The organism is Sporosarcina jiandibaonis, from assembly GCF_013184495.1.
Classification (GTDB): domain Bacteria; phylum Bacillota; class Bacilli; order Bacillales_A; family Planococcaceae; genus Sporosarcina; species Sporosarcina jiandibaonis.
This window is the reverse complement of the sequence record NZ_JAAOIY010000010.1, coordinates 44763-55502: the sequence shown is the minus strand read 5'-3', so window position 1 is coordinate 55502 and position 10740 is coordinate 44763. Positions and strand designations below refer to the sequence as shown.

The 10740-nt window shown below is 40.3% G+C and carries 12 protein-coding genes and 1 rRNA gene; 12 read left to right on the top strand and 1 reads right to left on the bottom strand.

Annotation, left to right across the window (positions count from 1 at the left end):
• Window positions 1-2: 2 nt before the first annotated feature.
• From rrf to rsmI, 10 genes are all read left to right on the top strand, one after another.
• A 5S ribosomal RNA gene (gene rrf, locus G8782_RS17775) occupies window positions 3-118 on the top strand.
• A gap of 357 nt (window positions 119-475) precedes the next feature.
• Window positions 476-1912 (top strand): aminotransferase class I/II-fold pyridoxal phosphate-dependent enzyme, encoded by a 1437-nt coding sequence (locus G8782_RS17770; RefSeq protein ID WP_172373755.1) that lies wholly within the window; start codon window positions 476-478, stop codon window positions 1910-1912.
• A 1-nt stretch (window position 1913) separates the two neighbouring features.
• On the top strand, window positions 1914-2546 hold the full coding sequence (gene tmk / locus G8782_RS17765) for a dTMP kinase (protein WP_172373753.1): 633 nt from the start codon (window positions 1914-1916) through the stop codon (window positions 2544-2546).
• 53 nt (window positions 2547-2599) lie between these two features.
• Window positions 2600-2929 (top strand): cyclic-di-AMP receptor, encoded by a 330-nt coding sequence (locus G8782_RS17760; protein WP_172373751.1) that lies wholly within the window; start codon window positions 2600-2602, stop codon window positions 2927-2929.
• A gap of 181 nt (window positions 2930-3110) precedes the next feature.
• Entirely contained in the window at window positions 3111-4118 is a 1008-nt protein-coding gene (holB, locus tag G8782_RS17755; RefSeq protein WP_172373749.1) for a DNA polymerase III subunit delta', read from the top strand.
• Entirely contained in the window at window positions 4111-4938 is an 828-nt protein-coding gene (locus tag G8782_RS17750) for a PSP1 domain-containing protein (protein WP_172373747.1), read from the top strand. The genes holB and G8782_RS17750 overlap by 8 nt, the downstream gene beginning before the upstream one ends.
• A gap of 14 nt (window positions 4939-4952) precedes the next feature.
• The gene (gene yabA, locus G8782_RS17745; protein ID WP_172373745.1) at window positions 4953-5315 is read left to right on the top strand and encodes a DNA replication initiation control protein YabA; all 363 of its coding nucleotides are present in this window, start codon (window positions 4953-4955) and stop codon (window positions 5313-5315) included.
• A gap of 59 nt (window positions 5316-5374) precedes the next feature.
• Complete coding sequence (locus tag G8782_RS17740) at window positions 5375-6121, top strand: tRNA1(Val) (adenine(37)-N6)-methyltransferase (RefSeq protein WP_172373743.1); 747 nt, start codon at window positions 5375-5377, stop codon at window positions 6119-6121.
• Window positions 6105-6392 (top strand): GIY-YIG nuclease family protein, encoded by a 288-nt coding sequence (locus G8782_RS17735; protein WP_172373741.1) that lies wholly within the window; start codon window positions 6105-6107, stop codon window positions 6390-6392. The genes G8782_RS17740 and G8782_RS17735 overlap by 17 nt, the downstream gene beginning before the upstream one ends.
• Window positions 6370-7251, top strand: a complete 882-nt coding sequence (rsmI, locus tag G8782_RS17730) for a 16S rRNA (cytidine(1402)-2'-O)-methyltransferase (protein WP_172373739.1) — start codon at window positions 6370-6372, stop codon at window positions 7249-7251. Before G8782_RS17735 ends, rsmI begins: the two co-directional genes overlap by 23 nt.
• A gap of 40 nt (window positions 7252-7291) precedes the next feature.
• Here rsmI and abrB read toward each other — a convergent pair whose 3' ends face one another.
• On the bottom strand, window positions 7292-7570 hold the full coding sequence (gene abrB, locus G8782_RS17725) for a transition state genes transcriptional regulator AbrB (RefSeq protein ID WP_172373737.1): 279 nt from the start codon (window positions 7568-7570) through the stop codon (window positions 7292-7294).
• 258 nt (window positions 7571-7828) lie between these two features.
• Here abrB and metG point away from each other — a divergent pair, with 258 nt between their 5' ends.
• Together metG and G8782_RS17715 are read left to right on the top strand one after the other, a co-directional pair.
• Window positions 7829-9790 (top strand): methionine--tRNA ligase, encoded by a 1962-nt coding sequence (gene metG, locus G8782_RS17720; protein WP_172373731.1) that lies wholly within the window; start codon window positions 7829-7831, stop codon window positions 9788-9790.
• 179 nt (window positions 9791-9969) lie between these two features.
• Window positions 9970-10740 carry a TatD family hydrolase gene (locus G8782_RS17715; protein WP_172373729.1) on the top strand — a complete coding sequence of 257 codons (771 nt, stop codon included), beginning with the start codon at window positions 9970-9972 and terminating at the stop codon, window positions 10738-10740.

Genomic DNA, 10740 nt, shown 5'->3' with positions numbered 1-10740 from the left:
AGTCTAGTGGCGATAGCGAAGAGGTCACACCCGTTCCCATACCGAACACGGAAGTTAAGCTCTTCAGCGCCGATGGTAGTTGGGGGCTTCCCCCTGCAAGAGTAGGACGTTGCTAGGCACTTAAAGAGTCATTACCTTAATGGTAGTGGCTTTTTTTGTTTGTAGATTTATTAACGGTGATTCAAGAAGTTAAAAACCATCAAACGACCAATAACTACCTGGAAACGACTAAACTTTGCATGTAAACGACTAATGACGACTTCGAAATGACTAACCCCCTCGACTAAGCGACTAATACATCCTCTCAAACGACCAAAGACAATTTTAAAAGTGAATAGACTGCTCTACGAAAAGTAGAAAACCTGTAATTCTCTATCCTCAAGAAGAGGTTATTTAGCTTTGGGCGACGGGATCTTCTCGATTAATCGAGTTGCTGCCCTTATAATAGAAATATGAAAAGGAAGTGAGTATTCAAATGGATTATGCAAATCGACCACTTCTCGATAAATTAATGAAGTTTAAAGAAGCGGATCCCGTTTCCTTTCATGTACCGGGACATAAAAATGGTACGTTATCGGGGTTGCCAACTGAGTTGCGCACAGCGCTCGCTTATGACCTTACGGAACTTGAAGGGCTTGATGATTTACATCAACCCGAAGGCGTAATTGAAGAAGCAGAACAAAAGCTAACTGATTTTTATCGTTCGGATAAAAGTTTTTTTCTCATAAACGGTTCAACTGTTGGAAATTTAGCGATGGTTTATGCGACATGCGCTGAAGGTGACACAGTGATCGTGCAGCGAAATGCACACAAATCAATTTTTAATGCGATTGAATTGAGGGGAGCAAGGGCAGTGTTTATTAGCCCGGAATGGGATAGTGTTACAAAGACCGCGGGGACGGTAACCGCGAAACAAGTTGAAAATGCATTGACAAGCTTTCCGGAGGCGAAAGCAGTCATACTGACCTATCCAACGTATTATGGGATAACGGGCGGGGAGTTAAAAGACGCGATTCAGCTTTGTCATGAAAGAAAAATTCCAGTACTTGTAGATGAAGCACACGGTGCCCACTTTATTATAGGGGAACCATTTCCTCCGTCGGCGCTTGATTTAGGAGCAGATATCGTAGTACATTCTGCGCATAAAACTTTGCCAGCGATGACGATGGCCTCCTTTTTGCATGTGCGTTCAAATCTAATTGCTCCGGAAAAAGTCGCACGTTATTTGCGAATGTTACAGTCAAGCAGTCCTTCATATCTTCTGATGGCTTCGCTTGATGATGCAAGAGCGTACGCGGAAGCCTATCATGCAGAAGATATAATAGGTTTTATGAATAGAAGAGACGATTTTTTAGCACGATTAAGTCGAATAGCAAATTTACAAGCAATAGAAACAGATGATCCATTAAAGCTTATGCTGCGGGTGAATGGGTACTCGGGATATGATATACAAACAGCGATGGACCAAGTTGGAGTTTATGTGGAATTAGCTGATTTGTATCAGGTGCTTTTAATACTGCCTCTTCTTAAAAAAGAACAGGAATATCCTTTCGAAGAAACGGCCAATAGAATTGAAGTAGCTATTGATTACTTGACTACATCAAAGTTGAAAATCCAGCTTCTTGAATTACCGATTTTCGATGAGGTTATTTCAATGCCTTCCTATAGAATGAAAGAACTTGAACAACTAGATGCAGAATGGATTCCATATGACAAGGCAATCGGAAAGATAGCGGCGGCTTCACTAATCCCTTATCCGCCAGGCATCCCGTTACTACTGGCTGGCGAAACGATAACTGAATATCACATACAGTCTCTTATGTCATTACTAGCAACAGGAGCAAGATTTCAAGGAGCAATACGATTACATGAAAAACAAATTTTTGTCGTAACTAACGAGGCGGAGGAATAAAATGAAACAGAACGGGTTATTTATCACCTTTGAAGGACCAGAGGGGGCTGGTAAGACGACGGTCATATCAAAATTATATGATCGATTGAAAGCGGATGGTAGACAAGTAGTTCTCACGCGCGAGCCTGGAGGAATTCGAATAGCTGAAAAGATTCGGACGGTCATTCTCGATACGGACAATATAGAAATGGATGCGAAGACAGAAGCTCTTCTATATGCTGCCGCAAGAAGACAACATCTGGTTGAAAAAGTGATACCTGCCCTCGAAGAAGGTGCAATTGTTTTATGCGATCGGTTTATTGACAGTTCGCTTGCGTATCAAGGATATGCACGCGGATTGGGAATTGACGAAGTTCTTCAGATTAATCAATTCGCAATTGGAGACACGATGCCGGATTTGACCGTATTTTTTGATATTAATCCAGCGGAAGGTCTTTCGCGCATTGCCCAAAATAATGAGCGTGAAATGAATAGACTAGATAAAGAAAATATCAGTTTTCATGAAAAGGTTTATGAAGGCTATAAAGAACTGATTCAACGTTATCCGAATAGAATTGTAAAGACGGATGCACGGCTTGCGGAAAAAGATGTAATAGAGAATGTTTGGAAAATTGTTAGGTCTCAACTGATGTAATGTATGGATTCATGGTATAATAAAAGGAAAGAGGGAAAAAAGGAGAGATGACCGTGAAATTAATAGTAGCAGTTGTTCAGGATCAGGATAGTAACCGTTTGTCAGCAGCATTGACGAAAAATGACTTTCGGGCGACTAAACTTGCGAGTACAGGTGGCTTTCTGAGGTCAGGGAATACGACATTCCTAATCGGTACAGATGACAGTCTGGTTGAAAAAGCCTTAGAACTAATCCGAGAAAATTGTCGTTCACGGGATCAGATGGTTGCGCCGGTATCTCCAATGGGCGGCAATGCAGATTCCTATATACCTTATCCTGTTGAAGTGGAAGTTGGAGGAGCGACTGTGTTTGTCCTGCCAATTGAACACTTTCATCATTTTTAAAAACTTTTAAAATCCTATAACTTAAATGGGCAAATTACGAGACTTTTAGGTGATATTCGACTTCATCTATCTGGATGTCGCGTAATTTGCTTGATAAGTGATGGTGTTTACCAGAGTTCTATATTTATCCGTGTATTCATGATTTAACACGGTTCTTTGAAACACGGAGGTGTGATTCACATTGGAAAACAAAGAGCACGATCAAATATTCAACCGTCAAAGACTTGTCGTCGAGAGGCTTAGTGCGTCTTATAAAAACAACAGAATTGGACATGCATATCTTTTTGATGGCAAGCATGGGACTGGGAAAGAAGCAACCGCAACCTATTTCGCCAAGCTGCTTTTATGTAAACATCCGGAAGATTACCGCCCATGCGAAAACTGTAATTCATGCAGAAGAATTTCGACTGGAAACCACCCAAATGTAAAAATTACTCGACCCGATGGACAACAAATTAAAAAAGATCAGATAGATGAGCTAATTATGGAAATGACGAAAAAAGGTTATGAACAAGGCAGAAAAATTTACATCGTTTCACGTGCAGACCGGATGAATAGTTCATCAGCAAATACGCTATTGAAATTTCTGGAAGAACCAGATGGCGATGTCACGGCAATTTTATTGACTGACTCTTATCAGTCAGTACTGCCAACAATACGGTCTCGTTGCCAGCGTATTTCATTTCTTCCGCCTTCTCGGGAAATGATGATTTCAGAACTTGTTGAAAAAGGAATAACAACTTCGATGGCGGCTACTGTTACGATGGTTACTGCCGATATAGAGGAAGCTATTCTCATCGCCCAAGATGATGCATTTGCGCATATGCGAAAAACAGTGTTAAAATTGATTACAGCATCAGAACGAAATGTTCATGAGGCGTTGTTGTTCATCCAATCGGAGTGGTCTCGTCATATAAAAGAAAAAGATGATACAGACCGTGCGCTTGATTTATTGTTATATGCATATCGAGATATTGTTGTATTTAAGACGGGACTGCAATCAATCCCGACGTATCCGGACCAACAAGAATTTTTAAAAGGCCTGGCGATGAAAATGACGTATAACGAACTTTCTGTCAAGATGGAAGCCATTCTACAGGCGAAGAGGCAGATGCATGGCAATATGAATCGAATGCTTCTTATGGAACAACTGGTGCTCAATATGCAGGAGGGGTTACTCGTTGTATAAAGTAGTAGGAGTCCGTTTTAAAAAAGCGGGTAAAATATATTATTTCGATCCACTAGATTTTGAACTGAATATAAACGACTATGTCATTGTTGAAACAGCACGTGGAGTCGAATACGGAAAAATAGTTATACCTATAAGAGAAGTTGGAGAAAATGATGTTGTCTTGCCGCTACGGAGAGTTGTTCGCCCAGCTTTGGAGGAAGACATCGAAAAAGTAGATGAAAACCAGCTAGAAGCTGAAAAAGCTTTTCACATAGGTGTCAGTAAGATTTCCGAACATAATCTGGAAATGAAACTCGTTGATGTTGAATTTACTTTCGACCGCAATAAGATTGTCTTTTATTTCACGGCAGAAGGTCGGGTCGATTTTCGAAATCTTGTTAAAGATCTCGCATCTATATTCCGAACCCGTATCGAATTGCGGCAAATCGGTGTAAGAGATGAAGCGAAAATGCTTGGCGGTATTGGTCCTTGTGGTCGGATGCTTTGCTGCTCAACGTTTCTCGGAGATTTTGAACCGGTTTCAATCAAGATGGCAAAAGATCAAAACTTATCACTTAATCCTTCGAAAATCTCTGGATTATGTGGACGTCTTATGTGTTGCTTGAAATATGAAAATGATGATTATGAAGAAGCAAAAAAACTAATGCCCGATATCGGGGCTCGTATTGATACGCCGGAAGGACCTGGAAGGGTTGTCGGCTTGAACTTACTTGAACGTCTACTGCAAGTTAGGCTATTAGATGAAGAGCATGTTCTTGAATACACTTTGGAAGAAATTATGGATCCGAAAAATAAGATGGTTCAATTAATAAAATGATGGAGGTGGAATAGTTGAAAGAAAGGAATTTTCTGGACAGAGTGATGGAGTTTGAGCAACAGTTGGACTCCATGAGTATACAATTCCGCGAATTGATGGGATTCATCGCTGAGATGACGGAAGAGAACCATTCGCTTCAACTTGAAAACCATCATCTACGAAAACGGCTTGAAGATATGGATAGACAAAGTGAAAAGAATTTGCAAAAACAACAACATGCTAAAAAGACCACTTCAGTTGATGTGGGCGAAGGCGTTGATAACTTAGCGCGGCTTTATAATGAAGGGTTTCATGTTTGCAATGTTCATTATGGAAGCATTCGCAAAGGAGAAGACTGCCTGTTCTGTCTGTCGTTTTTAAATAAACAAAATGTATGAAACTAGCCGGTCCTATCGCAACGTAGGCATCGGCTTTTTCTTTTGGAGGGCGTTGGAGTTTGACGGTATTAAAAGGTGATGAACGGCTGGATTATTTATTGGCGGAAAATTTGAGGATTATTCAAAGTCCGTCGGTTTTTTCATTTTCACTTGATGCAGTGTTACTGGCAAGATTTGCGCATGTTCCAGGCCGATTGGGAAAAGTGGTTGATCTCTGTGCCGGAAATGGTGCTATACCGCTATTCTTAAGTGCGCGTACAAAAGCGCATATTACGGCTGTCGAGTTACAAGAACGATTGGCGGGGATGGCGGAAAGAAGTGTTCTTTATAATGGACTTGAATCGCAAATAAAAATAATAAATGATGATGTTATCGGCATTGCTGAAAAAATCGGGTATGATAAATATGACTTGGTGACGTGCAATCCTCCTTATTTTCCTGCACATGAAGCAAGCGATAAAAATCTTCTCGAACCGATTGCAATTGCGCGACATGAAATTTATTTGACATTAGACCAAGCAATTCAGTCCGCAAGCGCGCTTTTGAAACAAGGGGGACGGGCAGCATTTGTCCATCGACCGGGTCGTTTGCTTGATATCGTTACATCGATGCGTTCTCATCGCATTGAACCGAAACGAATTCAGTTGGTTTATTCAAAAGCGGGGAAAGATGCAAATACTTTATTAATCGAAGGTACAAAAGACGGGAAGCCAGATTTGAAAATCCTTCCACCGCTCTATGTTTATGACCAAGATGGCAATTATACTGAAGAAGTGAGGCTTTTACTTTATGGAGAAAACAGCTGAACATCTTTTTTATGTGCTTGAATGTAAAGACGGCTCGTACTATGCGGGCTATACAAATAACTTAGAGCGTCGGGTCCATATGCATAATGAAGGAAAAGGTGCTAAATACACGAGAGCTAAACGTCCCGTACGTTGCATTTATTTTGAAAAGTTTGAGTCAAAGAGCGCGGCAATGCGAGCAGAATATCAGTTTAAACAGTTAACAAGAGATGCGAAGGAACGTTATATTGAAAGGGAGGTCGCTGGCAATGAAATCACAAAAAAGCGCTGAATTGAATGGCGGGAAATTATTTTTAGTTGGTACGCCGATCGGAAATCTCGAAGATATAACATTCAGAGCAATTCGCATATTAAACGAAGTGGATGCCATTGCTGCAGAAGATACGCGAAATACGATTAAATTATGCAATCATTTTGAGATAAAAACACCATTAATAAGTTATCATGAACATAATTTAGAAGCGGGGGGAGAAAGGATATTGGCGATGCTTTCAAGCGGGCAATCAGTTGCGTTGGTTAGCGATGCCGGTATGCCGTGCATCTCTGATCCAGGGGCGGATATTGCAACAAAAGCCATTCATGCCGGATTCGATGTTGTCCCTGTTCCTGGGGCTAATGCTGCAATTAGCGCACTAGTGGCTTCTGGGTTAACTTCTCAACCATTTATGTTTTTTGGTTTTTTATCGCGCAGTAAAAAAGAACGCCGTCTGCAAATTGAAGGATTTAAGGAACGTGAAGAAACTATACTATTATATGAAGCGCCTCACCGGCTAAAGGAAACATTGCAGGCTTTAAGTGAACAAATTGAGGGAACACGAAAAGTTGTTTTAGCACGTGAATTAACAAAGCGGTTTGAGGAATTTTTACGCGGAACGCTTGAAGAGGCTATCGATTGGGTACAATCAAACAATATACGAGGTGAATTTTGTATCGTTCTTGAAGGATATGATGGCGCGAACGCGGTGGATTTTGAAGAGGCTTGGTGGGAAGGACTAAGTATATCAGATCACGTCTCAGATTTAATTGAAAGAAAAGGGATTCGTTCGAAAGAAGCCATTCGGGAAGTGGCGACTGAGCGCATGATGAGCAAGCGTGATGTGTATCAAGCGTATCACGTGGAAAAGGATTAAATAAAAAATCCGAAACGGGTTCCCGTCTCGGCTAATTACGTTATTTTTTCATGTTTTCTTGAATCTGTTCCATAAGCTTTTCTGCGCCTTCAGGGCTTAAAATCAAGTTTCCATCAAGAAGACTTAAATTATCATCTGATACAGTACCGGTAATCGAGCAAGTCATATTCGGCATATACTTTTTTAAAACAATTTTATCTTCATCGACGTATATTTCTAGGGCATCTTTTTGTGCGATTCCAAGTGTTCGACGTAATTCGATAGGGATAACTACGCGCCCGAGTTCATCGACCTTTCTTACGATACCAGTGGATTTCATTAGAAGAACTCCTTCCCCGACAGTTAGTTTGAACCACTTTTTGACAATTCTGCATATGTTATTGTCTGTCATTAATCATAACAATTCATTTAAATATCGTCAATCAAAAAAACTTGAATTTGAACTATTTTTTTAATAAATTATTATTCTTTTAATAATAATTAGGGAGCGCTTCATCTGTTTTTAAATGAGAACGTTGTGTCAATTTAATTATTTCGATAGAATAGAATTACATACTATATTACTGGAGGAATTTTCGTGGTTAAACAAAAAGAAACATTTTATATTACAACACCTATTTATTATCCAAGTGGAAAATTCCATATCGGCACGGCATATACCACAGTTGCTTCCGATGCGATGGCGCGTTATAAGCGATTGCGCGGGTATGATGTTCGTTTTTTAACAGGAATGGACGAGCATGGCCAGAAAATTCAAGAGGTTGCTGAAGCAGCGGGACTACCGCCGCAAGAGTTTGTAGACGGAATCGCAGAAGGAGCCAAAAAAGTTTGGAGTCTCATGGATATTTCCTATGATGATTTTATCCGGACAACAGAAGAAAGACATAAGGCAAGCGTTGAAAAGATTTTCCAGAAATTTTTGGACAATGGGGATATTTATAAAGGGGAATATGAGGGGTGGCATTGCACGCCTTGTGAATCCTATTTTGCTGAAGCGCAATTAGAAGATGGGAATTGTCCAGATTGCGGCCGTCCCGTTCAAAGAGTTAAAGAAGAGTCTTATTTCTTCAATATGAAAAAATATGCAAATCGACTATTGGATTATTATAACGAGAACCCTCATTTTATCGAACCGGAGTCTCGGAAAAATGAAATGATCAATAACTTTATTAAACCGGGGCTTGAAGATTTATCGGTTTCCCGAATGTCATTCGATTGGGGCATCAAAGTTCCTGGCGATCCAAAACATGTTATATATGTATGGGTTGATGCGCTCACGAACTATATTACCACGCTTGGTTATGCTTCAGATGACGATTCTCTATTCAATAAATACTGGCCTGCAGATGTACATGTTGTTGGAAAAGATATCGTTCGATTCCATACGATTTATTGGCCGATCTTTTTAATGGCGCTCGATTTGCCATTGCCGAAAAAAGTTTTTGCGCACGGCTTTATTATGATGAAAGATGGAAAAATGTCCAAGTCTAAAGGAAATGTTGTTTATCCTGAGATGCTTGTTGAACGATATGGACTGGATGCGACACGTTATTTCCTTTTACGCGAGTTGCCATTCGGCCAAGACGGCGTTTTTTCACCAGAGTCATTCGTTGAACGAACGAATTATGATCTTGCGAACGATTTAGGGAATTTGTTAAATCGAACAGTATCGATGATCAATCAATACTTGGGCGGAAATATTCCGACTGAAGGGTTGAACGAAACGGATTATGATCAATCACTGACTGAATTTATGACGTTAACGGTAGAAAAATACGAAGCTTCTATGGAAGAGATGCAATTTAGCACTGTGCTTGGCGACTTGTGGGCGCTAGTATCTCGGACGAATAAATACATCGATGAAACAACGCCGTGGGTATTGGCTAGGGATGAAAATGAACGCGGGAAACTTGCGTCAGTCATGTACCATCTTGTATCTTCATTGCGACATATTGCGGTTCTATTACAACCATTTATGACAAATTCCCCCAAGAAGATTATCGAGCAACTAGGTCTTGATGCGGATTCGCTTAAATGGGAAACGCTTGGAGATTTCAATTATGTTAAAGACGGCTTGAAAGTCGTTGAAAAAGGTGTTCCGATTTTCCCGAGGCTTGATGCAGATGTGGAAATTGAGTATATCCGCGAACAGATGGCTGTTACGGCTCCAAAAGAAGTGAAAGAAACAAAAGAAGTTGATTATCAAGAAGTTAGCGACGAAATCACTTTCGAAGATTTTATGAATGTGGATTTGCGTGTTGCTACGGTGACGGCATGCGAAAAAATTCCGAAAACGGATAAATTATTGAAACTGCAACTTGATCTTGGTTTTGAACAACGCCAAGTCGTTTCGGGCATTGCCGAACATTACGAGCCAGAAGCATTGATTGGCGAGAAAGTAATTGTCGTGGCCAACTTAAAACCTGTTAAATTACGCGGTGAATTGTCTCAAGGGATGATTTTAGCAGGAAAATCCGATGGTGTTTTAAAACTTGCTACAGTCGATCCGGCGCTTGAAAATGGCGCTACAGTTAAATAAATAAATGACTTATAATAAAATGGCGGCTTTTCCATATGGAGAGGTCGCCGTTTTTTTATCGATAAGAAATGTGACGATGATACAAGCGTTTTTAAACATTGTAATATAAATGTAATATTAATGTGAAGAAAGAAACAATTGGCTAGACTATGATTATTATGTTGCGAGGAGAGAGAACTATGTATATAGATACGCATGTCCATTTAAACGCAGATCAATATGATGAAGATGTTGACGAAGTGATTACACGAGCACTTGACGCTGGTGTATCGAAGATGGTTGTCATCGGATTCGATCGTAAAACAATTAATCGGGCAATGGAGCTAACAGAGCGCTACCCGTTCATATATGCTGTTGTCGGTTGGCATCCGGTTGATGCAATCGATTGTACAGAAGAAGACTTGAAGTGGATCGAGTCGCTTGCAGGGCATTCCAAGGTTATCGGAATTGGAGAAACCGGACTTGACTATCATTGGGACAAGTCTCCAAAAGATGTTCAACAAGAAGTCTTCAGGAAGCAAATTCAGCTCGCTAAAAAGGTTGATCTGCCAATTATTATTCATAATCGAGATGCAACTGCAGATGTTGTTCGCATTTTAAAAGAAGAAAAGGCGGAAACGACGGGCGGCATTATGCATTGTTTTGCCGGAAGTGTTGAAACTGCAAAAGAATGTATTGCAATGAACTTCATGATTTCACTGGGTGGTCCTGTAACATTTAAAAATGCGAAAACACCAAAAGAAGTCGCGACAGAAATTCCTTTGGACAAGTTATTAATTGAAACAGATGCACCGTATTTGGCGCCGCATCCATACCGCGGAAAACGCAATGAACCCGTATACGTAAAACTAGTAGCAGAAGAAATTGCAAGACTAAAAGGGTTGCCGATTGAGGCGATTGCAAAAGCGACAACGGAAAATGCGTTGAAAATATTTAATATAAATGAATAA

Excerpts from the sequence above, each read along its gene's own strand:
- tmk (WP_172373753.1), top strand. The coding sequence starts at position 1,914 with ATGAAACAGAACGGGTTATTTATCACCTTTGAAGGACCAGAGGGGGCT.
- G8782_RS17770 (WP_172373755.1), top strand. The coding sequence starts at position 476 with ATGGATTATGCAAATCGACCACTTCTCGATAAATTAATGAAGTTTAAA.
- G8782_RS17735 (WP_172373741.1), top strand. The coding sequence starts at position 6,105 with ATGGAGAAAACAGCTGAACATCTTTTTTATGTGCTTGAATGTAAAGAC.
- abrB (WP_172373737.1), bottom strand. The coding sequence starts at position 7,570 with ATGAAATCCACTGGTATCGTAAGAAAGGTCGATGAACTCGGGCGCGTA.
- G8782_RS17715 (WP_172373729.1), top strand. The coding sequence starts at position 9,970 with ATGTATATAGATACGCATGTCCATTTAAACGCAGATCAATATGATGAA.
- rsmI (WP_172373739.1), top strand. The coding sequence starts at position 6,370 with ATGAAATCACAAAAAAGCGCTGAATTGAATGGCGGGAAATTATTTTTA.